Here is a 25,304-nt window from a genome sequence, read left to right on the forward strand (position 1 = left end):
TTATCGTTTTGCTAATTCTGGAGTCCGCCCCTTCAAGCCAATCATCAGTTTGAGCATAAATACCTTTAATATAGGTACTCGTTGCAAAAGCCACAAACCCAGGCGACGAACCACTACTACAGGGAAGAAATTATTAGAAAACATCCGATCTAACAAATCGGTGAAACCTAAAATCGTCAGATTCTCTAGTTTGCGCCAGCGTTCATAACCTTTGAGAATCTGAATATGGCCAATATCTTTACCCGCTTTGTGCGCTGCTTGAATTACTTGTGCCAAAGCTGCTGCATCCCGAATACCCAGATTTAAACCTTGTCCGCCGACGGGATGGCAATTGTGCGCCGCATCACCAATTAATGCTAGTCGGGGGAGAACGTAGCGATCGCTTTGCATGAGTTGTACTTGAAAAACAAATGCGATTCGCCTCTAGTAATTCCAATTTTCCCATCTGATCGCCATAGCGACGGCTTAGTTCTGCCAAAAATTGCTCATCATTTAAAGCACACAAAGCTTTTGCTTCTTCGTGAGGGGCTGTCCAGACAATGCGGCAACGGTTCCCCGGTAAAGGTAAAATCGCAAATGGCCCACTAGACCAAAATCTTTCGTAAGCGGTGTTATTGTGGGGTTTTTCTGGTTTGACAAATGCCACGATGCAAGATTGCCAATATTTCCAGCCCGAAGTTTTGATTCCAGCAGCTTGGCGAATTGGCGATCGCGATCCATCTGCTGCTACAACTAATTTGCTGCGAACTGTCCTTAGCTGATCGGCAACTTTTATATCGATGGCGACTATATTCTGCTGGTACTGCGTATTTACCACTTCCGCCGGACACAGATAAGTCACATTTGGGCAATCTTGGATAAACTCTTGCAACGGCTGCAATAAGGCTTGGTGTTCCGCCACATAACCCAATTCTGGCGTATTTATATCATCTGTGGTAAATTCCACCACATTCGGATAATCGGCATCAGAAAGACGAACTCGGCAATATTTGGCGATTTGAGGCAACATTTTGTCCCAGACGCCAATTCCTTCATAAATTAGCGACGAAAGCTGATGAACTGCATAAGCTTGTCCCTTGGCTACCGCCGCTGATGCCACTTTTGCCTCAATCAGCAAGACACTCAAACCAGAATCTTTTAAAGCAGAGGCTAGAGTTAAGCCAATAATCCCACCGCCGACAATTACCAAATCATATTCATATCCCCGCTCATTTGGCGGTGTTGGTTGAGGGGAAATTTGCTCAAGCTGCGTTATGGCCATTGTTAAGTTAGATTACAGCGTTAACTCTTATTTTGACGCGATCGCGCCTTCTTGAGCAAGTTCACAATTCAAAATTCTATCTATAAGCTAGGTATACAGCCTGTTTTACTCCTGAATTCTGTTAGCGGTAGCGGGGCGTTTAGCCCATTCTGACTCCTGAATTATTTGCTAACTCGATAAATTGGTCTAACCTGACGATAAGTATTGAGTAAACTGAGAAATTTATTCCCATCAAAATTTATCGGGTCAACTTTTTTACCAGAACGGTCTACTAGATGGTGCGTAGTGATGCGATCGTCCGGGACTTGACTTTGAGCAATTAACCAAGCAAGAGAATTATATTGAGCTTCCGTATAGCCGCTATGAGTTTGCTGGCTACTACCGTCATAACCATCTGGCGGTGTTTCCAAAGAAACGTGATAAGCAAAATTATTCACAGACGCAGGTAAATTTGGATTAGTCTGCACAGTTTCTACTCCCTGTGGAGTCTCAAAGACTGAGTTAGCTGCACCAAAAGCCCGCTTGTCTGGCGGTACTAGATAAACAACCGTTCCGTCTAACTTGATTAAAGCGTGGTAGCTTGCTTGCACACTTTCATCATCATGGGCTACTTGAAAGAAATTGATGGCGCTGGAAGCAGAATAACCAGTTTCATGGAGGACGATAATCGGTTGGTTGGTGAGAGGAATGCCGTTAACATCTTGGGCGTACCGTTCTCCATAGTTAGTTGGGTTAACTGCGACAACTTGATAATTAGGTCTGTACTGTGCAAAAGCTTGAGTGGTTACGTACTTTGCTAAAGATTTGTTAGCTACAGGACTGTTAGTCTTGACCGGCGACTTGATAACATTTTGAGATTTCTTCTCTGGCTCTTTCGCTGATTGGAATTGCGCCTGGGGATATTGACTCCAGGCTGTAACCTGTGGATTGGATATACGGGATGTTGTCAGATTATTTTGTAATTTTGTCGCTCGTCCAATTAGCAGCACTACAATTAAAGCCATGAACATTAGCGAGATTAGTAGCACCCTAGTCGCCCAGTCTTTAAATCTCATTTTTCTAATACGCGTAAAACGGTAATATCCTTCGTAGGGGCGCATAGATGTGCATTGGTATTAACTTAAGCTTAAATCCCTTTAAAACCTCGTTTCCAGCCTCTGGGCTGGAAATGCTGCTCTTGGCGGCTCTGCCGCTAGCAAGGGAGGCATTCCCAATAGGAGACTGGGAACGAGACAATCTAAAAGCTGGTTCTAGGATTGCTTTCACGTTAAGTTGACACCAATGATAGATGTGCTGCCCTACCGTCGATGGTATTCCAACGAAAATCGCTATAATACCTTAATTCTAGTTAAATATACGTTACTAGTATATGTTGAAATCCTAAGTAATTGTTTTAGATGCTCACTCTATCTAGGGAGCTATTTAAATGCTCTCAAAACCATTGCTGCTGGTTTAGTGAATTGTGTCTCTACAATTCAAGATTGCAATCTTAAATTTAAGATAGTTAGCGTTTATACCTTGGAGTAGCAGCAGTTGCAGTAGCGATCGCAGCTGTGTTAAAAATCTCTCGGCGTTTCATAATTGTTCGTGATTTAAATTGCAGAAAATTTAGCCTGATAGAGAATATTTATCAGGTTTTTGGCAATTTTTTAGTTTTGGGTACTAAATTAAACCAATTCGCAATTCGCAACTCGCAATTCGCAATTACGTTTTGTGACGGAGATTTAGACCCCGACACAAAACGCGCTGCCTATAGAGGCAGGGGACTTAAACCCCCAAAGTTTGTTAAACGCAGTAGGGGCGTATAAGTATGCGCCCCTACTGTAAGATCAAGTTTTAGATGCTGAAACTTTAGCCTGTTATTACCGCCAATGTTGGGGTATTTTCAGATTTTCCGGTAGGATTGTGGTGCGATCGCCAATTGCTTGCTCAATCTGCTGTGATTCTAGATTTTCTGAGCCGCTTAAGTTTGCTCCACACAGGTTAGCTTCTTGGAGGTTAGCTTGTTGCAGATTAGCTGTACTAAGTAATGCATTTTCTAGATTAGCGACAGTGAGTTTTGCCCTTTGCAAATTACTGCCAATCAGGTTTGCATCTTGGAGATTGCTACCCTCGAAGTTGGCTTCTTCCAAGTTAGCATCACAGAGAACTGCCCCTTCCAAGTTGGCATCACAAAGAACTGCCCCTTGCAAGTTAGCATCACAAAGAACTGCCCCTTCTAAGTTGGCATCATAAAGGATTGCCTCAGAGAGGTTCGCTTTTCTCAGGACTACGCCTTGGAGATTCGCTTCTGCGAGGATTGCTTTCGAGAGGTTGGCTTGATAAAGGATTGATCCACAAAGATAAGTTACTGATAAATCTGCCTCAGAAAGATTTGCTCGTGTAAAATTGACCCATTGCAAGTTAGCTCCTCCAAGGATTGCTCTAGAGAGGTTAGCTTCCGTTAAGTCTGCATTACTCAGGTCTGTATTGCGTAAATCAAGTTTTTGATTAACAGGATCTTTATATGAATCGCGTCGTCCAATTACAGTTAAAGCTGTTTGAATATCTGTAGGAAGTTTTGATGATTCCCGTGGCTCGCCCTCATATTCCTGATTCACTGAGGCATTTTCGCGGATAAAAGCAGCGAGAATTTCCATAATTGTCCAATGGTCTTTTGAAGAATCCTTAGCAATTCTTTCTAAAGCATAAATTGCGGCAAATCGCGTTTCAATCTTTTCACTTCCCAGTTGTTCAATTGCTTGAGAAAAGCGTTCTGGAACAATTTCTTGTGGATTTATTTGTGTGCAATTGATTCCATTTTCAATATTCTTATCCCAAGCTAGTGTTCCAGCTAAGAGTTGCGTTAACAGGCTCTGACTCTCATCCAGAGAGACTTTTGAAGTATAGTAAGCATTAATAATTAATGCCAATCCCCCAATTATTATGGCAATAGTTGTTAATGCTTGGGTGATGTATTCGATTTTATCTTGAGTAGAAAACCCTTGAATTGTTGCAAAAAATGAAAAAATTAGAATAAATGATACAATAAATAGAATTGAGATAAATATCAACAAACTCGTGAGTCCATTGGTCTTTATGAAAGACATATTATAAGTCTTCATATCCAACTCCTTACGGAAATAAATTTAGGTTGATTCTAAGAGCATCCGTAAAGTTATGATAGAGTATAAACACGGATAAAACTGACTAGTACTTAAATCTAATACATATTAAGTAATCTAAGAGATTGTTTAAAAAGTGGTTGGCTGTGATTTTAGGTACTTATTGATCCCCCTTAAAAAGCAGGGCTGTTTCATTTCACAAGGTAAAGAAGTTTGTCAATCTCATGAGAGATAAATCTTTGGGCAATTGTGATCGAAGTATAACCATTTCGACCAAAGTTTAGATGTCCCTAAATCTACGCCAGTTGCTCATGGGAGAAATCCCCAGACGCTCACAGGCTCGTTAACGCTTTTAGCGTCCCCCCTTCAAAGGGTTACGGTGTACACACAAGTATGACCCGCATAGGTTTCAACTCTTCTAGTAGTTTCGTAGGATGCGTTATGGACACGCCCAAATAACAAATGCGTATGCCGAAATAACAAATGAGTACCCCGAAATAACAAATGCGTATGCCGAAATAACAAATGAGTACCCCGAAATAACAAATGAGTACCCCGAAATAACAAATGAGTACCTCGAAATAACAAATGAGTACCCCGAAATAACAAATGAGTACCCCGAAATAGCAAATGCGTACCCCGAAATAGCAAATGCGTACCCCGAAATAGCAAATGCGAACGCCACGATTGCAAGAATTTAGCTTTGTCACGCCAGCGTAACGAACTGCAAATATTTGGTAGATGAAGTTTTTCCGACTTGTGTGTACACCGTAGCTTCAAAGGGAGAGGCTAGCGCCTGCCGTAGGATGCCCGAAGGGCTGTAGGGAGAAAACCGCACAGGCAACTTAACCGTTTTTATATGCAGATGAATAGACATCTCCGAAAAAGAATGTAGAGACGTAGCAGTGCTACGTCTCTACAAGGGTTCTGGGTAACGCATATTTAATTTATGGAGATGTCTAAATATATTCTCTACGTATTTTTTAGGAAAAAAAGATTCATCCCAATGTATATTTCTGCATTATTTTGGGAATCATAAATCGAGGAAGCATGATAAACCGCAAAATATGACTTCCTGAAATATCACGTAACTTTTAGAGGATAATTATGTCTAAACGCAAGTTGCCCAAAGGCCGTAGTGTTAGTTCAGTTGCTCTAGAACCAGAAGTAGCGATCGCCATTCTTGGGTTATTTTCTGCTGCGGCTGATGGTGAAGGTATTTCTTCCACAGAAGAATATGCTTTGAGTGAATTTCTCGGTCGGGTTGACTTATTTGAAGATTACTCTGAAGAAGACTTTGAAGAATTGACCGAAAAAGTCGTCAGCTTGATTGAAGAAGAAGAACCAGAAGATTTAATCGCCCAGTCCATCGAATCCTTACCCAATAGAAGTTATCGTGAAGCTGCATACATCACAGCTATCTTAGTCGTGGGGATTGATGAAGAAGTACCCGAAGTTGAACAAGATTATATCTCTGAACTTCAAGAAGCCTTAAATATTTCAGACGAACGCGCACAAGAACTTATAGACGCAGTGTTCGGAGAGGAAGAAGAAGAAGAGGAAGAGGAGGAGTAATCTTTTTTAAATTGCAACCTCAATCATCTACCATCATTAGGGGTTGCTAATTTAGAGGATGAAATAATTTTGTTTGAGTTAAGTTGTGGAGATTCCCGACTTCATGAAGAAGTTGGGAATCATTACACATGATCAGAATTAATCCGATAGAGGGCTAGTTAGAAATTGGTACATTTTTAAATGCGGCTGTATCTGGCACAAAAATGTCCAAGTTATTAACACCATCGGGAACTCTTAGCCAGATATAAGCATCTGCGGAGGCTTGTGGACGTACTTGAAACAAAGAAACGCTTCCTGTTGAGCGATTAATAGCAACTCCTTTGTAAGTTACGCTAGTCTCAGGATTACGGGCTGTTGTACTAGCAACCGATATAATATCACCATCAACAACTCCATCTGTGGCAAGGCGACGAATACGCATTTGCAGATTCACCACATCACGGTTTCCAGTTTCTGGATCTTTAATTCGTTTTGCTGAAAGCAACTCAACTTCTGCCTTTTTGCCAAAAGCAGGCTGCACAAATTGACCAGCGCTGATTGCTGAAGTTGTAGCACTAGCTGGAGATGGTGAGACTGTTGCTTGTGGAGAAGTTGTAGCTGTAGGACTTGGCACTTGAGTGGGAATGGTGCTGCTAACTGTATTACTAACATTTAGTGTCTGCCGTAACGTGAAAACTTCATAAGCTACATAGCCACTACAGCCCAAAGCCAAAGTAGAGAGTAATACAGCTACACCAGATAAAAATGTACTCACACCATTGCCTCGATTTCGTATTTCTGTATGTGCAGGTTGACTTATGTTTCTATTTTGTAGTCCCATAAATTATGTTTGTGCGTAGGCGTAGCCCGTCGTAGACATCACCCATGTATGAAACGTATGAACATCTTCCCTATACTGATTAAGTAACTTTACTGAGCCAATTCTTCTCTCTCCGGAAAGAAATTTTTGGCAAGGTCAAAATATCTATCTTTGGAATAAGGAAAATCGGTGAGACTTAAGACTTTCAATCAACCAGTGGGTGTTTTGTTAATATTTTTGACTAGCCAGATAGGATTTAGTTCTATTGCGAAAGCACAAACCCAAGTCCCGCCAACAACCACTACAAAATCAATTTGCTCTACCCAACTGGGAACAGCTATAGATGCTGTAATCAATCGTCCCTTATTTAGTCGGGTACGCTGGGGAATTTTAGTGCAACCTCTGTCAACGGGGCCAATTCTTTACAGTCGAGATGCTCAAAAATATTTTACTCCCGCGTCTAACCTCAAATTGCTGACAACAGCAGCTGCATTGCAGCAATTGGGCGCTAATTTTCGGATTCGCACTTCTATTTATCAGAATGGCAATGGTGTTTTACGGGTTGTCGGTAGGGGAGATCCCAGCTTAAGTGAAACTCAACTGCAAACATTGGCACAGCAGCTAAAACAGAAAGGTATTACTCAAATTCAGCAATTGATAGCTGATGATAGTTATATTCAAGGAGATATTGTTAACCCAACCTGGCAATGGGAAGATGTGCAATCAGACTATGGCGCACCAGTCAACAGCTTTATTCTGAATCAAAATATTTTTAGCTTAAAACTTGTACCCCAGGCTGTAGGTAAATCTTTACAAGTAGTGTGGATTGATCCTGGCGAGGCGAAACAGTGGCGGACAATTAATCAGTCAGTAACCGTTGCCCAAAATCAACCAAGCTACATTAACGTTACCCGCGAATTATCAGGAACAGTATTACGAATTCAAGGACAACTAACAACAAATTCTGAACCGTCTTTAATAGATTTGCCTGTAGTTGATCCTAATTATTACTTCTTACGGCGCTTCCGTTCTGCTTTGGCAACAGAAAAAATTACCTTGGGACAAACATTAGTAGTAAACGGTAGCGTTAATCAAGAAGAAATAGCTTATGTAGAGTCACCACCTTTAGCTGAGTTATTAGCAGAGACAAATCTAAATAGTAATAATCTTTATGCTGAGGCACTACTGAGAGCATTAGCTGTGAAAAAACCTAGACTGAAAACTCAAACTAGCGCTGATGTCGGTTTAGAAGTTGTCAAGGCGAGTTTAACTCAATTGGGAGTTGATCCAGCAAATTACATTTTAGTGGATGGCTCAGGTTTGTCACGGCGTAACTTAGTGACACCAGAAGCTTTTGTACAAACTTTGCGATCAATAGCAAAAACACCAGCAGCATATATATATCGCGCATCTTTACCCGTGGCTGGTAAAAGTGGAACTCTAAAAGGTCGCTTTCAAGGTACATCTGCTGAGGGCATTGTGCAAGCAAAAACAGGTACGTTAACGGGTGCAATTTCTCTATCTGGATATATGAATGCACCTAAGTATGAACCGTTAGTTTTTAGTATTATCGTGAATCAATCGGAACAACCTGCAACAGTTGTGCGGCAGGCAATTGATGAAGTTGTTGTGTTGTTAACACAGTTGCAGCGTTGTTAATATTATTGCCAGCAAATTAGAGTATCCTGGCGACTATAAGTCGCGGCTATACAGACAAAACCCACCTCCGTGGGTTAGCAAACCTTTTATTTTGTATTAGTCCACCTCCGTGGACTTTGCTTGTGTAGTAGCGAATTCTATTCGCCCAATATGTTTAAAACTTGAAAAAAGTATTCAACAAAATTTCATGGGGGTTATGAGTTATAGTCTTTATGCTTAACTTCTGACTTTTCACTTTTAAGTTTTTTCATGCCAGCCAAAATCTTACCACCGCCCCTGAAACCTGGAGACTTAATACGAGTAATTGCCCCTAGTGGTGCTTTGCGTGAATTTGAGGCATTTGAACGGAGTATAGAAATTTGGCGATCGCGCGGCTACCAAGTAGAAATCAGTCCTCAGATAGATGATAAATGGGGCTATCTAGCTGGAACAGATGAAGCCCGTCGTCACCAATTAGCGGCAGCATGGCAAGATCCTGATTGTCGTGGTATTCTTTGTACCAGAGGCGGTTTTGGCAGCACCCGCATTTTAGAAAATTGGAATTGGCAACAAAACTCAACCCTTCCCAAGTGGCTTATAGGCTTTTCTGATATCACAGCTTTATTGTGGAGCCTTTACATAGCAGGAATTTCCGGCATTCACGCTCCCGTGCTGACGACTTTGGCAGATGAGCCAGATTGGTCAGTTGAGCGATTATTCGATTCAGTAGAAGGTCGTCCTCTCGCGCCTCTCAAAGGTTGCGGGTGGGGTGGCGGCGTGGTAACTGGCACTTTACTACCAGGTAATCTTACAGTTGCAACTCACCTTTTAGGTACACCAATCCTGCCACATCTGGATGGTGTAATTCTGGCCTTTGAGGATGTCACAGAAGCACCTTACCGCATCGATAGGATGCTGACACAGTGGCGTTTGAGCGGTGCTTTGTCTCAAGTTTGCGGTATTGCTTTAGGCGGTTTTACTCGCTGTGAAGCGCCGCCAACTATATCTAGTTTTAGTGTAGAAGAAGTATTGCGCGATCGCTTGGGTGATTTGGGTATTCCCATTGTCTCTGGCTTACCTTTTGGCCATGATAATCCCAATGCAGCATTACCAGTGGGTGTAGAGGTAACTTTAGATGGAGATGCGGGAATATTAGCTATTAACCAATAAACACAGAGACACAAATTCATCTAACTCCATTTACGGTAGCAACGAGCTGTCATATTGTAAGGATGAAAAATTTCTAAAAAGTTGCTTTGAATTGTTTTAAAGAAGGTGTCTACTACTTGAGGATCATCTATGTGAAAGGGATGCTCTTGATTAACACCTTTAAAGAAACACCAGTTAAGAATCACTTTACCTTCAGGTTCCATTAATTTATGGAACTGTAGAATTTGCTGACTGGGGTCTGGCAAATGTTCTAAAACATCAAAACAAATGATTGTATCAAGAGTTTCTTCAGCAGGTATTTCATCAGAAAAAGTAATTTTATTCTTCAGTCCTAACTGTTCAGTTCTATAACGAACAAAATCACGACTAATAGGATTAATATCACAGTAGAACACTTGCTCAACTTTAGGGCAAAGAGCAGCAGCAATTGTATGAGTTCCAATCCCACCACCAAAATCTAAAACCCGACCTTGAGCATGATCCACAATCAACAACAACGTGTTTTCAATATAGTCATAACTTGCTAAATGCCACGCTCCTAAATCAAATAAGTAAAACTCTCCTACCTTCTCACGATAAAAAGCTGTTGCTTGTTCCCAATCAAAATCTTTATGACCCAACTTGGCCATCTGTTGCCCACCCGCTTCTAGCTTTAAATCTAGCGTTTCTGCATCTATATTTAAAAATCCTTGTAGATGCTGCTTTAAATTAAATGAATCTGCCCAATAACCACTTAAAAAAGACGGTACTGATATTTTAGTCATAAAATTGCTCTATTTTCATTCATAAGTCGATATTATAAAAAATACCAAATTTACTTGAAATTTGCAATCAATTAATAATTAAGACAACTGTTTTCTTTCATAACTATGCATGAGTAATTAATTCTTGTTACTTTAAGAATAAAAGAAGCAATAAGTTATTCGACTAGTAGTAAGAGAAGCACGAAAATAATTCATAAAGTCGATTAATTTCAAAACCCAACGTTTCATACCAATAATACTAAGCACTGTACGCTAAGAGGTTGTTTGAAAAGTGGTTAGCTGTGATTTTCAGCACCTCTTGATCCCCCCTAGCCCCTCTTAAAAAGAGGGGGAACCGGAGTCAAAGTCCCCCTTTTTAAGGGGAGCCAGTGCGGTCTTGGGGGTTTTCCCCATGAGCAACTGGCGTGGATTTAGGGGGATCTAAAACTTTTTGCTACCAACAGCAGGACTTTTCAAACATCCTCTAAGGTTGAATCAAACAGTAAAAAATATATTATTCAAAGCACTCTTCCATGTTGTACCAAATATCCAATCAGGATATTGACTATATTGATAAATTTGAAAGCTACTAGACCTTTCCAGCATCGACACTTGAATGACGTGCGTGAGTGTCATACCAGCCGGGAACGGTCGTCTTTGTTAACAGCTTCAAGAAACTATTAGTTAACGCTCGTATCGTAGAAGATCCTCGAAACTTCCATTGATTCATTATTCCGTCATCACCTATCAGATAGTATGCGAGGAAAATAACACGGTATTGGCGGAGAATTTCACGTTTCGACTTCCATCTACCGCCAATTTCTGAGCCAAATAATCCTGACGATCCGAACTCAAAAGCCTGATCTACGTAGCTGCCTTCTTTTGCTGGATAAGGCGGAGATTGAGAATAAGGTATAGATGACTGTTCTACAGCCTGAAAAGAGTCGTAGCCCAGTTCAACAAGTGCATCGATTTCACGCTTAATATTCGTGAAGCGAGTCTTACTTGATTCGATAGAGATATAGTCTGGCCTCTCTCGAAATAGCTTCAGCACATTCACACAAACCATATCAACACCTTCAATGTCAATCTTCATATAGTATGGGATGCCATGCTGTTGCAGTATGCTCACAAAATCAATTACGTTGACTTCGAGCAGCTTGCTTGAAGTACAAAGTCGGGTATTGCGTTCAGCCCAATCAACACAAATAGTTCCCCAAACAGAGTCATCGAGATTTTTATAGAATTGGACTTTTTGCCCTGTCTCTATCGAATCTAGGTTCGTTATAGCACCTTCTACGATCGTTACTTCTCCGCGATCGATATATTCCTTAAGTCGGTTTCGACAAAGCCTTGCTAGGTCAGGGTCTGCCTCAAATGCTGTCACGCGGAATCCTTTTTGCAGGTAAAATATGCTGTCTTCTCCCTTGTGCATCCCAATGTCATAGATCAGGTCTTTGCACTTTGGCGTATCGTAAAGTTTGTTCATTGACATTCCTCTGTTTCTGGGGTGTGTGGCTAAGTAAGAAGATTAATCGCATTTTTGACTCATGCTAAAGCTGATTAATCACCGGCTTATTTGTCGATATTGCCTGCTCAATAATATCAACGGCACGGGGAACTCCTCCTGCTTGGTCAATTGCAGTTTTTAACTTTAGGGCATTTTGTTTGTAAGATTCTTCCGTCAGTACTTTTTGAATCATTTTACGTAACTTAGTAGTACTCAAACGTGATAATGGAATAAATTCACCCACACCAGTCCAAGCAATACGTGTTGCTACTCCGGGATGGTCATTGGCTATGGGAATAGCAACTGAAGGTACACCATTAGATAGTGATTCCAACACAGTATTTACTCCAGCATGGCTAATAGTCAGGCTAGCTTTTTGCAGCAATTCTAGTTGTGGCGCATATTTGACAACCAAGGGTTCTCCTCGCAAGTTGGGTAGTGCATCGGGTTCAAGTCCACCACCAAGAGAAATAACCAATTGGGCATCTAAACCAACACAAGCCTCAGCAATGTGATAGAAAATATGCCGTAGTCGATTTTGTAACGTCCCCAATGAAGCATAAATTAGGGGTTGACCATTCAACTTATCAAAAGGAAAATCCACTGGTTTCCTGCCTGACGAGTCTGAGTGAGGGCCTGTAAAGTGAAGTAAATTAGACAATTCGCGTCTTGGGTACTCAAACTCTGCGGGTTGTTGACTAATAATCGCTAACTTGGAAAGAGAGTAATAGTCATTGATATTAGAGCAAGGAGGCAAATTCCACTGACGGCGATATTGCGAGATTATATCTCGGATGGATTTCGAGAACGCCATTAGAACAGCATAACCAGCACGGTTACGTAGCTGCGCCCAAGAGTGTGGGTTATATTTCCAGGTTGTAAAGAATGGAGGAATAGAATCTTCAAAACCGTTTACTAATGCAGAGCAAACTGTAACAAATGGAATGTGAAGAAAGTCTGCTAAAGTGCTTCCTCCAAATATACATTCATCGAATATTAGCGCTTCAATACCAGCTTCTTTAATAACTAGTGGCGCATCTTGCAGAAATAAAGCTGTTGTTTTTAGAGATAAATTGATAGTGTAATGCAATGCTGCTAACCCATTGAGTTCTCCTAAGCGCTCATGTAATTTTGCCATTGATCCTGTAGGATATTCAAAAGCAGATATAGAGCGAAATTCTAAGCCAGCAGCCTTGGCATTAGATTCAGCATCAGGCATCCCCAAAACTGTGACGCGATGACCACGGTTCAATAGTTCACGCCCTAAAGCTGTCATTGTATTGAGGTGTCCAGTTGCGGTAGGGCAGATAGTACCGAAATGAGTCATTATAATCTACAAGCTCCATAAATTATATTTCTGGTATATTTCTGGGCTAACCACGCCACCAGCACTTCTGACTCTGAAATGGAAAAATTCTTGTAGATGTTGCTTAAAGCTCAATGAATTCTGCATACAACTGCCTAAAAAAGACAAGGTAACTAATGTTACCACAAGCACTTTTGTCTAAACTAGATCAAACTTCATTATGATACTATGCAAACGATGTTATTCTACTAAAATAGAGCTTTACCTTTGCAGCTATGACTTTGGAAAATTATTTTCAGCTTGTATTTACTATTTATGGGTAGTTTTTCATGCTTAAAAACCAAAAAGCCAAAGTATAATTTTTTACGTAAAATAATTAAATTTAATTATGTTTAGTGTAATTTTTGACTTAATTCCAGAAATATCAATTGTTATATGTACTTACAATAGAGAAAAATATTTAGATAATGGAATTAATAGTGTTATAAATCAAACTTTCAAAGATTGGGAACTCATCATTGTTGATGATGGTAGCCAAGACGATACTTTTGAAGTTGTCAATAATTATGTAAAAAAATTCAATAATATTAGGTACTTGAAACATCAAAATAAAAAACAATGTTACGCTAAAAATGCCGGAATTCAGGCATCATTTGGTAAATACATCACATTTCTCGACAGCGATGATGCTTACCAACCAAATCATCTGGAGTCACGCATTGAATATATGAAACTCCATCCAGAAGTTGATTTGATTCAAGGCGGGTTTGCCACTGAAGAAGAAATTTGGGTAGCTGATTATTATCAACCTGATAAAAAAATTAATCTTCGAGAATGCGTTTTAGGCCCAACTTTTTTGGGGAAGAGACACGTATTTTTTGAATTGCAGGGATTTAATCACATGGCTTATGGAGAGGATACAGACCTGTGGGAACGGGCAGAAAAAATCTTCAATACTCAACAAATAACAGAACCACAAACCTATCTTTATACCAGAGCCGAAACTAGTGTCAGTAAAGCTTTTTCAGAAAATGTTACTTCGCCTAGCTAACTCTTTGGTATGAACATTAATTTTCGCCCATCCCAAATCAGAAATTTCTTTTGCTATTTCCTCAGTTCTGCTTGGCAGTTTTTACTTCTGAGAATTCTGCTGAGTGCATGTCTCATATTTTTATCTAGTTGTCAGGGTCAAATACAAAATAACGATAAAGTCATTCATTTGACATTATGGCAATCAATTAATCCCCCTGCCAATCGAGATGTTTTTCAGAAACTGGTAGATAGATTTAATCACACTCATGCTGATATCCAAGTAGAATCTATTTACGCCGAAGGACTGCCGAAAGTGTTAACGGCAGTTGTGGGTAATGCGCCTCCAGATATCCTGTCATTCAGCCCGCAAAGTACAGGTCAGTTTGTAGAATTAGGGGCAATTCGACCTTTAGAAGATTGGTTAGAAAAATTGCCCTTGAAGTCAGAAATTATCCCCAATCTACTTGAAGAATCTAGATTAGATGGTCACATTTGGTCAGTTCCCCTGTACACCAGCAATATCGGCATTTTTTATCGGCCGAAGCTTTTCCAAGCTGCGGGAATCACAGAAACACCTAAGACTTGGGAAGAATTAAGGTTAGTTGCTAAAAAGTTGACAATTGACCGCAATGGCGACCACCGACCCGAACAGTATGGAATATTACTACCTTTAGGAAAGGGAGAATGGACTGTTTTTAGTTGGTTCCCCTTTTTATTAAGTGCTGGGGGTGAGGTAGTGACAAATAACCGTCCGAACTTGACGAATCAGGGAGCTATTAGTGCTTTAAAATTCTGGCAAGATTTAATAAAAGATGGTTCAGCAACCCTTTCATCTCCAGAACGTGGTTATGAAGAAGACGCTTTTCTTTCAGGCCGGGTTGCTATGCAAATTACAGGGCCTTGGACTTACATCATGAAGTCTAACGTTGATTATGACGTGTTTCCTATCCCTGCAAGTGTTGGGCGTGCTACGGTGACAGGTACGGGAATTTTGTATGTGATGAAAACAACGCCAGCAAGAGAGCAAGCAGCACTCAAGTTTTTGGAGTATGTTTTGAGTGAAGAATTCCAAAAAGAATGGAGTATCGGGACGGGTTTTTTGCCAATTAATATCAAAGCTGCTCAAAGTAAAGATTTTCAGCAATTCATCAGTGAAAAACCTGTATTAAAAGTATTCATGGAACAGGTTTATCTAGCACATCCTCGACCAATTATTGCTGGATATAGCCATCTTTCTGACAGTCTTGGTCGAGCTATTGAGGCGACATTGCTAGGAGAGTCTGCTGAAAAAGCGCTCAAGATGGCACAAGAGCATTTAGAAACTATTTGGGATAGCAATTAAATGGGACTGTGGGATGAATTAGGGCAAGTAGGGAGGAATTTAGAAGTTGCTAAATCATGCCGCAATGCAACGCGATAATTAACTATTAGCATTAGTAAGAATTCCTACAAGTACTCGTATTAATTCTTCCAAACCTTCTGGAACACGATAAAGTTTGATATCTTGCATAACCCGTTTATCTTGGCGATAAAATATCCCAAATCGCCAATCTTCTCCATTTGTCACAGCACCATATAAAGTTGGAGTTTGAGAATCTATCCATTGGTCGAGCGCTATCAACTCAATTGCAAGTTGAGTAAACCCACGGCTTAAATCTGATTGCTTGGCTTCAACTACTAATAGTGAATTTGAGGAGGAAATATAGTAATCAAAACTCCCTTTCAGTTGTTCGCTAACATTAATGGGGTACTCAATGTTCAGTTGAGTTTCTGTTTGATCGCAAATTTCTAATAAAATAGGAGCAATTAAAACTTCACGTTTTGCAGCTTCACTGATAGGATTGACGCGCATGATATTGCGTCGTAAGTAACGCTGCAAAAACTCTAAATAGTCAATTACGCCTGAATATTGTGGTAGTTGTAGCGATGTGCGTTCATACAGCGCTTCCCGCTATTATGCAATACAGTTTTTCTTATTGCCTCTCTCCTAACATAGCTTTTAGCTTTGAGGATGTACCTCATAGCTGCCGGAAGTGCTGTAACTACATCCCAGTTCCGCTAAGATGTCTGCTGGGGCATAAGGTAATTCAAAATACTTACTAAATTTATAACTTTGACCGGGTTGGAGAATGCGCGGGCGAGTCATAAATATTAAAATTAGGGAATATATCGATAAAATTCAGGGAGAAATTCCAGTTTTGTGATGTAAATTTCTTTTTAACGTACATAAACCAATTGCTGGTATAGCTCCTAAAATAATTGCTGTTAGTCCTTGTCCACTCCAATATAATATGGGAGTCCGGTAGGTTTCTGGAATCAAATTTTGCAAAATAAAAAGCAACCAAACCAAAATAGTGATTAAGAAGAAAGAGATTGAGGGTAAGAAATTCCACCACCAAATATCTACTGTATATCGCCTCAATACCAGCCATTGGCAAATACCTAGCCAAATACCAGAAATTATATATGCGATCGCAGACAGAAACCCAAAAATAAAAGTTTCTTCAGGCGCTGATAAGGCAATGGTTGAAATGTAGTTAATCCAGGCTGTAGAAACGCCGTTAGCAATCAACCAACCAACGCTAGTTGCGAATAGCCATTGCAAAGCCGGTAAATATCGATAAAGGACAAGGCTTTGGTCAGCAGCAAAAATTACAGCAAATATAACATTACTGAGACTTCTGACCAAAATGCTTAATGTTTGTGATTGGATAGCAACGCTAGGTAAAAGACTTTGGAGAATAATTTTCTCTAAGGCGATACTGGCAACGCCACCCACAACCCATCCGATGAGTGTCATTAAGGTAAACTGAATAAAGAACCTTTGTCGCTGCGATCGCGGAATCAAAAACTTTCCTGGATTAGGCTCATTATTAGCAGATGCAAGATGTTCTGGACTGTTAGAGTCAGTTTGCATAAGAAGTTAGGGGAGTGAGGGTATAGGGAGATTAGGGAGATAGGGGAGCAGTGGAGAATAATTAATGCCCAATGCCCAATCCTCAATTAAATATTGATTCTTGTTTTACCCTATTTCTCAATCGCCAGTCCCTATTTTCCATTCCCTACTCGCCACTTGCCACTCGCTACTTCCCCAAGGCAAGAATACTATGTCAATAATAGCAGTCTATTCGCAATAAAATCTCAACTAATCTCATTAATCTATCCTTATTACCAAAGGTTAAGGGGTAGTCCATCATAGACATTGCTTTGAGTCTTAGAAACTAAACCAAACAAGAAATGCTGATTTTTTTGTTGATTCTTAACCTTGGTTGCGATCAAGAGTAATTTTGATGCCTTTGTCCTGCCCACTACAATTACACAAGAACCTTCACTTAATCTTTAAAGATATTTTAGTACATACACTGTATCTTTTGCGAGTTATAAAAAGCAAAATATGATTATAAAGCATCAAGATAAACTTACATCTTTGAGCTTGTTTTACCCAACACCAGCAATATATAAAGACCTAATCATATTTGTGATTTTCTTTTAAGTTGTTGGAGTAATGAAACCAGTTATTCATAGCTAGGTTTTAAGAAAAGTTCAGTCTTAATTCTTTTTGTGTTCTTCAAGGTTTATTATTAGAATGCTTCAAAAAATCTCCTTGGCTTTACTCGGAACAACTGCTGTGATAATGAGTGCGAATCCAGCTAGTGCCATAACTCTGCAAGTAAACACTGGCCCATTTTCTAGCTACGCTGATGCTAAAACTGTCACCTTTGACGATGGCACAGCAAATGATCCTAATGGATTTGTTACTTACTCTAATATTACTACTAACATTGTTCAAGGTAGTAAAGCTAATGAATACGCCTCACCTTATGGGGATAACACCAAATTTCTAACAATTGCTCCAGTAGGTAGTAATGTTGCAGGCGACAGTGGTTTTGTTAATCTTAACTTCAAAGAAGCTGTTAATTACTTCGGTTTTTATGCAGGTTCATTGGATAGTTACAACTTTGTTGATATTTACAAAGGTAATCAGTTGTTAAAGACTTTTAGTGGTGCAGATGTGCCAACTGCTATAGCTAATGGTAGTTGGACTAGCTCTCAAGCTAATATGTTTATCAATCTTGTAGCTGATACAGGAGAAACATTTGATCGAGTTGTGATGCGCTCAAATGGTGTTGCCTTTGAAACAGATAACCACGCCTATAGACTAGCCCAGAGCGTTCCCGAACCTAATGCGATGTTAGGTGTGTTAGCAATAGGTGCTTGTGGTATGATGTCACTCTTCAAACGCTCACAATATAAAGTGGCAGTGAAAGGATAAATTTATCCCGATCCCTGTTAAAAATTCTTAAGGATGTATGTGTCTCTATGCATGACATAGTGACACATTTTGTTATGCAGTTTTCCTCATACGTTCCCTTGACGCAGAAGTGAGAGGTGCATTTCTACGTCGGACTCAAAGCAATAATTTCATGAGATAAACCAAAAAAAACTATAACTTGTAGCGCTTGCTGGTATTAATACTGTAGTCAAAGCAACCGAGCGCTCATATCCAAGTTAATCAAAATATTATAAAATATTACTTTATGCCCTGTTATTCACCTTTTCCTGAAAACCTGCTGGAAAAGCGTAATCCCAGAATGATAAGCTAAACAGTGGCATAAATAGGATGAAGTAATAAATGGGTGTTTATTCAACGACTCCTCATCTCTTACGGGCTGCTCGTGGTGAAGTAGTAGATCGTCCCCCTGTATGGATGATGCGACAAGCGGGACGATATATGAAAGCATATCGTGACTTAAGAGAGAAGTATCCTTCGTTTCGCGATCGCTCGGAAATTCCAGATGTAGCAATTGAAGTTTCCTTGCAACCGTGGAAAGCCTTCCAACCAGATGGAGTAATTTTATTTTCTGATATTGTCACCCCATTACCTGGTTTGGGTATTGACATGGATATCGCTGAAGGTAAAGGGCCAATCATTCACTCGCCCCTCCGCACTCAAGAGCAAATCGATGCTCTGCATCCTTTAGAACCAGAAGCTGCTCTACCATTTATCAAGACAATTTTGCAGGCGTTGCGCTCTGAAGTAGGCGATAAATCAACGGTGTTAGGCTTTGTGGGCGCGCCGTGGACATTAGCAGCTTACGCGGTGGAAGGAAAAGGTTCTAAAACCTATTCCATCATCAAAAACATGGCATTCTCAGACCCGACGATATTGCATCAATTGTTATCTAAATTAGCAGATGCGATCGCCATCTATGCCCGCTACCAAATTGACTCTGGCGCTCAAGTTGTGCAAATGTTCGATTCTTGGGCGGGTCAATTGAGTCCTCAAGATTATGACACCTTTGCTCTACCTTATCAGCAAAGAGTTTTCCAGCAAGTCAAGGAAACCCACCCCGATACACCTTTAATTTTGCTAGTTAGCGGTAGTGCGGGTGTGTTGGAAAGAATGGGACAATCTGGCGCTGATATTGTCAGTGTAGACTGGGCTGTGGATATGGCAGATGCACGAGCCAGATTAGGCAAACAAATGAAAGTTCAAGGAAATCTTGATCCTGGCGTGTTATTCGGCTCTAAACAGTTTATCCGCGATCGCATTCTTGATACCGTTCGCAAAGCTGGTAATTGGGGTCACATTCTTAATCTCGGTCATGGTGTCTTACCAGAAACTCCCGAAGAAAATGTCGCTTTCTTCTTTGAAACCGCAAAGGAATTGAATCTTGCAGGAGTTAAGGGTTAAGAATCATACAATTTTAGATTTTAGATTTTAGATTTTAGATTTTTCTTTCAATCCAAAATCCAAAATTCAAAATCTAAAATTTCCAGAGTAATAAGCTATCAGTTGCGATTCGGAACTTTTAACTTCATTTTTAACTCTTCATTTTTAACTCCTAAATTTTGAAAAATTCTCTATGAGCCAGAAACGGATTTTAGTGACTGGTGCAAGTGGTTGTGTAGGTCATTATTTAACAGAAGCTTTAATTAAGGAAACAAATCACGAACTGTATCTGCTAGTCAGGAACCCAAATAAACTGCAAGTTGATATTAAGGCTCGTTCGGGTATCAACGTTTTGCAAGGTGATATGCAAAATATTCGCCAATTTGCCGATTTGCTATCCACAATTGATACAGCAGTACTCACAGCCACAGCGTGGGGCGGTGAGGAGACATTTGATATTAATGTCGTCAAAACTATAGAATTGCTGGAACTGCTTGATCCAGAACGTTGCCAGCAGGTAATTTATTTTTCAACAGCTAGCGTTTTGGATCGCAACAATCACCCATTAAAAGAAGCTGGGGAAATTGGGACAGATTATATCCGTTCTAAATATGAGTGTTTACATAAAAAAGAACAATTAGCGATCGCACCCAAAATTACCACAGTTTTTCCGACTGTAGTATTGGGCGGTGATGCGAATAAACCTTATTCTGCTGTCACATCTGGCATTACAGAAGTGACAAAATATATTAATATAATTCGCTTTTTAAAAGCAGATGGCAGCTTTCACTTTATCCACGCACGAGATATTGCCACTGTAGTGCAATATTTAATTGACCATCCTACCAAAAACGATCCACAACGTCGGCTGGTTTTAGGTCAAGAACCTTTAACTGCTAATCAAGCAGTGAAAGAAGTTTGTGCTTATCTGGTCAAAAAGATTTACTTTCGCATTCCCATATCTATAGCATTGGCTAATTTGATTATTATTTTGTTCCGTATTCAGATGGCCGCTTGGGATCGATTTTGTATGAACTATCGGCATTTCACTTATGAAAAATTCATCAATCCTGATAGTTTCGGCTTGCCAAATTATTGTGCAACCATGAGTGATGTTTTAAAAATTAGTGGCGTTAAACGTGCCGAGAAATAGCCAATAACTCTTTGTCTCGTTCTCAGTCATACTGGGAATGTCAAATCAAAGGTCGCTAACTTTTGACTTGCCACAGCAGCCCAATCAGGTGCATTTCTAGGTAGAAACTGGAAACGAGGTTTTAATAAAAAGTCAATAACTCTTTATTTTCGTTAGAGTGGGATAACAATCAAAGTGTGAGGATTGATACTACATGCGAATCTTGTTAGTGTATCCGATATTTCCAAAAACCTTTTGGTCTTATGAAAAAATCTTAGAGTTAGTCAATCGCAAGGTTTTATTACCACCTCTAGGTTTAGTAACAGTAGCGGCGATTCTGCCCCAAGAATGGGAATTTAAGCTGGTCGATCGCAACATCCGCCCAGCAACAGAGGAAGAGTGGGCATGGGCAGACATAGTAATCCTCTCCGCAATGATTGTCCAGAAACAAGATTTACTTGAACAAATCCAGGAAGCAAAAAAACGTGGCAAGTTAGTCGCAGTTGGCGGCCCTTACCCAACCTCTGTACCTCACGAAGTTGAAAATGTTGGCGCAGATTTTCTAATTCTGGATGAAGGGGAAATCACTTTGCCCATGTTTATTGAGGCAGTTCAACGGGGAGATACATCTGGCACTTTCCGCGCCACAGAAAAACCTGATGTCACAGGTACACCAATACCCCGCTTTGATTTATTAGAATTAGATGCTTATGATATGATGTCGGTGCAGTTTTCGCGCGGGTGTCCCTTCCAGTGCGAATTTTGCGACATTATTGTTCTCTACGGGCGCAAACCGCGCACCAAAACTCCAGCACAACTGTTAGCAGAGTTAGATTGCCTTTATGAATTGGGTTGGCGGCGGGGCGTGTTCATGGTGGATGACAACTTTATTGGCAACAAACGCAATGTGAAGTTGTTGCTGAAAGAGTTAAAAGTCTGGATGGCAGAACACAAGTATCCTTTCCGATTTGACACTGAGGCTTCAATTGACTTGGCACAAGATGCAGAAATGTTGGAGTTGATGGTTGAGTCTGGTTTCTCGGCGGTGTTTTTGGGAATCGAAACGCCGGATGAGGATAGTTTGCAAATGACCAAGAAGTTTCAAAATACTCGCAGTTCCCTAACTGAAGCAGTGGAAACCATCATCAAAGCGGGATTGCGCCCAATGGCTGGGTTTATTATTGGGTTTGATGGCGAAAAAGCAGGTGCTGGCGATCGCATTGTCCGCTTTGCTGAACAAGCAGCTATTCCCTCAACTACCTTTGCCATGTTACAAGCGTTACCTAATACAGCGCTTTGGCATCGCCTGAAAAAGGAAGGACGCTTACGGGAAAATCAAGATGGGAACATCAACCAGACAACATTGATGAACTTCCTCCCCACTCGTCCTCTGGAAGAACTTGCCAGAGAATATATTGAAGCTTTTTGTACTTTATACGACCCAGTACAATATTTGGATCGTACCTATCGCTGTTTCTTGATGATGGGTTTGCCGAGTTGGAAAGCGCCAGCGAAAATGCCAGAGTGGTTAGTTATAAAAGCGTTGCTAATTGTAATTTGGCGACAAGGAATCAAACGCGAAACTCGCTGGAAATTCTGGCATCATTTGTTCAGCATTCTCAAGCGGAACCCTGGAGTTATTGAACATTACATTGCTGCTTGCGCCCACAACGAGCATTTTCTAGAATATCGCCAAATTGTGCGCGATCAAATTGAAAGTCAGCTAGCTGAATATTTGGCACAAGGTGCAGAAACGCCTTATGTGTTAGTGAAAGAAAAAGCTGAAGAAAAAGCTGAAGCGGTAGTTAGTTAAGACTGGTAATGGGTAATAGTAAATAAATTACTTATTACCCGTTCTCAATTAAAATTGTATGAATGGAATAGACATCTCCAGAAATTAAATATGCTTTACCCATAACCCTTGTAGAGACGTAGCAATGCTACGTCTTTACTTTTTTGGAGATGTCTAATATGTGAGTTTAAATTACTTTACAACCATGCGCTTAAAATAATATTCTCCTAACTTTATTAGCAGGGGGAGAAGTGGTGTAACTACAGAAAGCAAGTATTGACGGAAAGTTGTAACATCAAAGGGCCACACAGGAAATTCATTAGTCAATGTGTAAATAGAACGTAACTCTTGAAGTTTAACAGCTTCTTTCTTCAAAGTTCTTCCATCGCTACTCAAGCTTGTGTGAATACGCTTATAATCTATTTGAAACTGCTTTGCAATTTCGCTTAGTAATTCTTCTTTAGCTTTTTTCATGCCTTTGCGGGCGGCAAGGAGAGGGCCAAAAAAGCCTACTAATGATATGGGAATATAAAGTACAATTACGAAATTAAAATACCAGTACTCCTGCGCTATTCCTTGACTAATAAATTGATACTTACTCAGCGTTATCATCGTACCAAATATAGCCGCTAGGTAAGCTGTATTCAGTGAATATCGGCTCAACGGACTCAACCCGCCACAGCGATCGGGATGGAGTGGATTAATTTTAAGTTGCTTATTATCCTTACCCAAAAGTTCATGCAGTAACCAAACATTAGTTGTTAGGTTCAACACCAATATAGTTGCTGCGTAAAATATTGCAACAGCGTTAATTGCACCCGTCAGGGCAGGAATTCCTCCATCAGATCCTGTCCAATTGTAAACATCTTGCTGTACGGAGAAATACCAGATTCCAAAAGCGATCGCTGTTCCTAACGCTAAAAACTGTCGCCACGACTTTTGATAGGGCAGTAATACCAAATTAATTTCTACTTCGGAAGTCTCAACAATATCTGATTTTTCCAGGTACTCAATTAGCCGATAAATTGCTTTAAATGACCACAGGTAGTAGCCAAATATCACTGGATTGAGTAGGCAGATCCACACCCAGGCAAACCAATCTTGTAGCAATCCTAAGTGTTTTTCATGCAATATCAACGTCTTAGTTACTGTAGCAGCAATCAAATAAAGACCAGATGTAATGACGATTGATAGTATTCCTAAACTGACAGGTGCTAATTTGCATTTGTCAATTAACCAACGGGCTATAGGATCAGCGCGATAAAAATCTTGCTCTTGCATACTGTTTATGAAAACTAATATGCTATCCTCTTTTTTCTAATTTTTCTTCAAAATTATACTTATGTTTCTTTATGTCTACTTATATGAGCTATTTTGCTTTTCCAATCCCAGTTATTTGAAAAATTAACTCTGCCGCTTTACTCATTAACGAAGTGTTAATCCCAAGTTGATAATTCTCTTGTTTTAAAACCTCCATCACCACTTTACTAAAATCTGCATTACCTTTCCTCGCACCCAAACCATTAATTGCACATTCAATTTGCCTCACGCCACAACTTAAAGCAATGAGTGAATTATCTACCGCCATACCTAAATCATCATGACAGTGGACTGAAACGACAGCTTGATCAATATTTGGTACTCGATTAAAAATCATTTGCAGAAGTTGCGAAAACTCTTCTGGTGAAGCCAAACCTAAACTATCAGGAGTGCTAACAGTAGTAGCACCACTATTGATTGCAGTTTCAATAGATTTACACAAAAAATCTGGCTCACTTCTGGGAGCATCAAAAGCACTCCATTCTACGTCATCACAGTAGTTGCGTGCTAGAGAAACACTATCTTTGATTGTTGCTAATACTTCTTGTTTACTTAATTTAGATTGATTTTTAAGATTTACTGGAGTATAAGTGTGAATTCTACCTCTTATCGCTGGTTTAATTGCTTCAGCCAGAGTGATTATTTCATTGGAATTAGAACTAGCTAGTCCACAAATAGTAGAATTTTTAATTATTTTAGAAATATGAAAGACTTCATCAAAATCTTTTTGAGAACTTGCTGGATAACCAACTTCAATAATATCTACTCCCATTTCTTCGAGTAATTGGGAAATAGTAATTTTTTGCTGCAAATTCATTTTTACACCAGGCGTTAATTCTCCATCCCGCATGGTAGTATCAAAAATAATTACTTTATGATGATTTTTTGACATACTGGCTAGAGATAGCGATCGCTTACATCAAATATAATATTAAGGAATATCTTCACTTAAGAAAACTGTCTCTAAATCCCGATAACCACTGACAATACGTACAATTTCGACACCATCATTAATGGGACGATAAAATATTAAATATTCTTCTACCGGAAAACTCCGTAAACCACTGGCAAAATTATCAGAACTTTGCCCCATATTAGGAAAATCAGCCAACAGTTTACACTGCTGTATAATTTTTTTGTTGAGTCTTAGAGCTGCATCAGGATTATAGCGGACAATATAGCTGCTAATTTCTTTCAAATCTAATCTAGCTGAAGGCGCTAAAATACACCTACTCATTATTTAGCAGC

Annotated in this window: 21 protein-coding genes and 1 pseudogene; 9 read left to right on the forward strand and 13 right to left on the reverse strand. The window is 40.0% G+C overall.

Annotated elements, in window-relative coordinates; genetic code table 11:
• The 3 genes and pseudogenes from ANSO36C_RS05960 to ANSO36C_RS05970 form a co-directional block, all read right to left on the reverse strand.
• Positions 1-1,261: pseudogene (locus tag ANSO36C_RS05960) on the reverse strand (FAD-dependent hydroxylase).
• Positions 1,262-1,422: 161 nt separating this feature from the next.
• A complete protein-coding gene (locus ANSO36C_RS05965; RefSeq protein ID WP_251958789.1) occupies positions 1,423-2,316 on the reverse strand; it encodes an N-acetylmuramoyl-L-alanine amidase in 894 nt (297 codons plus the stop codon).
• A gap of 807 nt (positions 2,317-3,123) precedes the next feature.
• On the reverse strand, positions 3,124-4,350 hold the full coding sequence (locus tag ANSO36C_RS05970) for a pentapeptide repeat-containing protein (RefSeq protein WP_251958790.1): 1,227 nt from the start codon (positions 4,348-4,350) through the stop codon (positions 3,124-3,126).
• A 1,122-nt stretch (positions 4,351-5,472) separates the two neighbouring features.
• Between ANSO36C_RS05970 and ANSO36C_RS05975 the strand changes: the two genes are divergently transcribed.
• Positions 5,473-5,940 (forward strand): tellurite resistance TerB family protein, encoded by a 468-nt coding sequence (locus tag ANSO36C_RS05975; RefSeq protein ID WP_251958791.1) that lies wholly within the window; start codon positions 5,473-5,475, stop codon positions 5,938-5,940.
• A 154-nt stretch (positions 5,941-6,094) separates the two neighbouring features.
• On the opposite strand, the gene ANSO36C_RS05980 is transcribed toward ANSO36C_RS05975, so the two are convergent.
• The gene (locus ANSO36C_RS05980; RefSeq protein ID WP_251960258.1) at positions 6,095-6,694 is read right to left on the reverse strand and encodes a hypothetical protein; all 600 of its coding nucleotides are present in this window, start codon (positions 6,692-6,694) and stop codon (positions 6,095-6,097) included.
• Between the two features lie 234 nt (positions 6,695-6,928).
• On the opposite strand from ANSO36C_RS05980, the gene dacB reads away from it, so the two are divergent.
• Positions 6,929-8,398 carry a D-alanyl-D-alanine carboxypeptidase/D-alanyl-D-alanine endopeptidase gene (dacB, locus tag ANSO36C_RS05985; protein WP_251958792.1) on the forward strand — a complete coding sequence of 490 codons (1,470 nt, stop codon included), beginning with the start codon at positions 6,929-6,931 and terminating at the stop codon, positions 8,396-8,398.
• A 249-nt stretch (positions 8,399-8,647) separates the two neighbouring features.
• A complete protein-coding gene (locus ANSO36C_RS05990) occupies positions 8,648-9,547 on the forward strand; it encodes a S66 peptidase family protein (RefSeq protein ID WP_251958793.1) in 900 nt (299 codons plus the stop codon).
• 20 nt (positions 9,548-9,567) lie between these two features.
• Here ANSO36C_RS05990 and ANSO36C_RS05995 read toward each other — a convergent pair whose 3' ends face one another.
• From ANSO36C_RS05995 to ANSO36C_RS06005, 3 genes are all read right to left on the reverse strand, one after another.
• Entirely contained in the window at positions 9,568-10,311 is a 744-nt protein-coding gene (locus tag ANSO36C_RS05995) for a class I SAM-dependent methyltransferase (RefSeq protein WP_251958794.1), read from the reverse strand.
• A gap of 568 nt (positions 10,312-10,879) precedes the next feature.
• Entirely contained in the window at positions 10,880-11,779 is a 900-nt protein-coding gene (locus ANSO36C_RS06000; RefSeq protein WP_251958795.1) for an FkbM family methyltransferase, read from the reverse strand.
• Positions 11,780-11,843: 64 nt separating this feature from the next.
• Positions 11,844-13,127: a glycosyltransferase gene (locus tag ANSO36C_RS06005; RefSeq protein ID WP_251958796.1), complete on the reverse strand. Its 1,284-nt coding sequence runs from the start codon at positions 13,125-13,127 to the stop codon at positions 11,844-11,846.
• 367 nt (positions 13,128-13,494) lie between these two features.
• On the opposite strand from ANSO36C_RS06005, the gene ANSO36C_RS06010 reads away from it, so the two are divergent.
• Both ANSO36C_RS06010 and ANSO36C_RS06015 read left to right on the forward strand, forming a co-directional pair.
• Complete coding sequence (locus ANSO36C_RS06010; protein WP_251958797.1) at positions 13,495-14,157, forward strand: glycosyltransferase family 2 protein; 663 nt, start codon at positions 13,495-13,497, stop codon at positions 14,155-14,157.
• A 9-nt stretch (positions 14,158-14,166) separates the two neighbouring features.
• Positions 14,167-15,480 (forward strand): ABC transporter substrate-binding protein, encoded by a 1,314-nt coding sequence (locus ANSO36C_RS06015; protein WP_251958798.1) that lies wholly within the window; start codon positions 14,167-14,169, stop codon positions 15,478-15,480.
• Positions 15,481-15,558: 78 nt separating this feature from the next.
• Here ANSO36C_RS06015 and ANSO36C_RS06020 read toward each other — a convergent pair whose 3' ends face one another.
• The 3 genes from ANSO36C_RS06020 to ANSO36C_RS06030 all read right to left on the reverse strand — a co-directional run bounded on the left by ANSO36C_RS06020 (position 15,559) and on the right by ANSO36C_RS06030 (position 17,055).
• Entirely contained in the window at positions 15,559-16,017 is a 459-nt protein-coding gene (locus tag ANSO36C_RS06020; protein WP_251958799.1) for a hypothetical protein, read from the reverse strand.
• 120 nt (positions 16,018-16,137) lie between these two features.
• Positions 16,138-16,284, reverse strand: a complete 147-nt coding sequence (locus ANSO36C_RS06025) for a hypothetical protein (RefSeq protein ID WP_251960501.1) — start codon at positions 16,282-16,284, stop codon at positions 16,138-16,140.
• Between the two features lie 33 nt (positions 16,285-16,317).
• Positions 16,318-17,055, reverse strand: coding sequence for a hypothetical protein (locus ANSO36C_RS06030; protein ID WP_251958800.1), 738 nt, complete (start codon positions 17,053-17,055; stop codon positions 16,318-16,320).
• A 669-nt stretch (positions 17,056-17,724) separates the two neighbouring features.
• Here ANSO36C_RS06030 and ANSO36C_RS06035 point away from each other — a divergent pair.
• The 4 genes from ANSO36C_RS06035 (at position 17,725) to ANSO36C_RS06050 (ending at position 22,757) form a co-directional block, all read left to right on the forward strand.
• Entirely contained in the window at positions 17,725-18,411 is a 687-nt protein-coding gene (locus tag ANSO36C_RS06035; RefSeq protein WP_251958801.1) for an Npun_F0296 family exosortase-dependent surface protein, read from the forward strand.
• Between the two features lie 360 nt (positions 18,412-18,771).
• Entirely contained in the window at positions 18,772-19,833 is a 1,062-nt protein-coding gene (hemE, locus tag ANSO36C_RS06040) for a uroporphyrinogen decarboxylase (protein WP_251958802.1), read from the forward strand.
• Positions 19,834-20,005: 172 nt separating this feature from the next.
• Positions 20,006-20,965, forward strand: coding sequence for an NAD-dependent epimerase/dehydratase family protein (locus tag ANSO36C_RS06045; protein ID WP_251958803.1), 960 nt, complete (start codon positions 20,006-20,008; stop codon positions 20,963-20,965).
• Positions 20,966-21,158: 193 nt separating this feature from the next.
• Positions 21,159-22,757, forward strand: coding sequence for a B12-binding domain-containing radical SAM protein (locus ANSO36C_RS06050; protein WP_251958804.1), 1,599 nt, complete (start codon positions 21,159-21,161; stop codon positions 22,755-22,757).
• Positions 22,758-22,928: 171 nt separating this feature from the next.
• Here ANSO36C_RS06050 and ANSO36C_RS06055 read toward each other — a convergent pair whose 3' ends face one another.
• The 3 genes from ANSO36C_RS06055 to ANSO36C_RS06065 form a co-directional block, all read right to left on the reverse strand.
• Positions 22,929-24,017 (reverse strand): hypothetical protein, encoded by a 1,089-nt coding sequence (locus tag ANSO36C_RS06055; RefSeq protein ID WP_251958805.1) that lies wholly within the window; start codon positions 24,015-24,017, stop codon positions 22,929-22,931.
• 88 nt (positions 24,018-24,105) lie between these two features.
• Positions 24,106-24,948 carry a beta/alpha barrel domain-containing protein gene (locus ANSO36C_RS06060; protein WP_251958806.1) on the reverse strand — a complete coding sequence of 281 codons (843 nt, stop codon included), beginning with the start codon at positions 24,946-24,948 and terminating at the stop codon, positions 24,106-24,108.
• A 39-nt stretch (positions 24,949-24,987) separates the two neighbouring features.
• A complete protein-coding gene (locus ANSO36C_RS06065; protein ID WP_251958807.1) occupies positions 24,988-25,293 on the reverse strand; it encodes a type II toxin-antitoxin system RelE/ParE family toxin in 306 nt (101 codons plus the stop codon).
• Between the last annotated feature and the right edge of the window lie 11 nt (positions 25,294-25,304).

Origin of the sequence: Nostoc cf. commune SO-36 (assembly GCF_023734775.1) — a bacterium.
Classification (GTDB): Bacteria; Cyanobacteriota; Cyanobacteriia; order Cyanobacteriales; family Nostocaceae; genus Nostoc; species Nostoc commune_A.

Bases quoted from the DNA above. Each gene is read 5' to 3' on its own strand.
- ANSO36C_RS05990 (WP_251958793.1), top strand. From the start codon at position 8,648: ATGCCAGCCAAAATCTTACCACCGCCCCTGAAACCTGGAGACTTAATA.
- ANSO36C_RS06000 (WP_251958795.1), bottom strand. From the start codon at position 11,779: ATGAACAAACTTTACGATACGCCAAAGTGCAAAGACCTGATCTATGAC.
- ANSO36C_RS06065 (WP_251958807.1), bottom strand. From the start codon at position 25,293: ATGAGTAGGTGTATTTTAGCGCCTTCAGCTAGATTAGATTTGAAAGAA.
- ANSO36C_RS06030 (WP_251958800.1), bottom strand. From the start codon at position 17,055: ATGCAAACTGACTCTAACAGTCCAGAACATCTTGCATCTGCTAATAAT.
- ANSO36C_RS06025 (WP_251960501.1), bottom strand. From the start codon at position 16,284: ATGACTCGCCCGCGCATTCTCCAACCCGGTCAAAGTTATAAATTTAGT.
- ANSO36C_RS05970 (WP_251958790.1), bottom strand. From the start codon at position 4,350: ATGTCTTTCATAAAGACCAATGGACTCACGAGTTTGTTGATATTTATC.
- ANSO36C_RS06010 (WP_251958797.1), top strand. From the start codon at position 13,495: ATGTTTAGTGTAATTTTTGACTTAATTCCAGAAATATCAATTGTTATA.
- ANSO36C_RS06055 (WP_251958805.1), bottom strand. From the start codon at position 24,017: ATGCAAGAGCAAGATTTTTATCGCGCTGATCCTATAGCCCGTTGGTTA.
- hemE (WP_251958802.1), top strand. From the start codon at position 18,772: ATGGGTGTTTATTCAACGACTCCTCATCTCTTACGGGCTGCTCGTGGT.
- ANSO36C_RS06035 (WP_251958801.1), top strand. From the start codon at position 17,725: ATGCTTCAAAAAATCTCCTTGGCTTTACTCGGAACAACTGCTGTGATA.
- ANSO36C_RS06015 (WP_251958798.1), top strand. From the start codon at position 14,167: ATGAACATTAATTTTCGCCCATCCCAAATCAGAAATTTCTTTTGCTAT.
- ANSO36C_RS06060 (WP_251958806.1), bottom strand. From the start codon at position 24,948: ATGTCAAAAAATCATCATAAAGTAATTATTTTTGATACTACCATGCGG.
- ANSO36C_RS06045 (WP_251958803.1), top strand. From the start codon at position 20,006: ATGAGCCAGAAACGGATTTTAGTGACTGGTGCAAGTGGTTGTGTAGGT.
- ANSO36C_RS06005 (WP_251958796.1), bottom strand. From the start codon at position 13,127: ATGACTCATTTCGGTACTATCTGCCCTACCGCAACTGGACACCTCAAT.
- ANSO36C_RS05995 (WP_251958794.1), bottom strand. From the start codon at position 10,311: ATGACTAAAATATCAGTACCGTCTTTTTTAAGTGGTTATTGGGCAGAT.
- ANSO36C_RS05965 (WP_251958789.1), bottom strand. From the start codon at position 2,316: ATGAGATTTAAAGACTGGGCGACTAGGGTGCTACTAATCTCGCTAATG.
- ANSO36C_RS06050 (WP_251958804.1), top strand. From the start codon at position 21,159: ATGCGAATCTTGTTAGTGTATCCGATATTTCCAAAAACCTTTTGGTCT.
- ANSO36C_RS05975 (WP_251958791.1), top strand. From the start codon at position 5,473: ATGTCTAAACGCAAGTTGCCCAAAGGCCGTAGTGTTAGTTCAGTTGCT.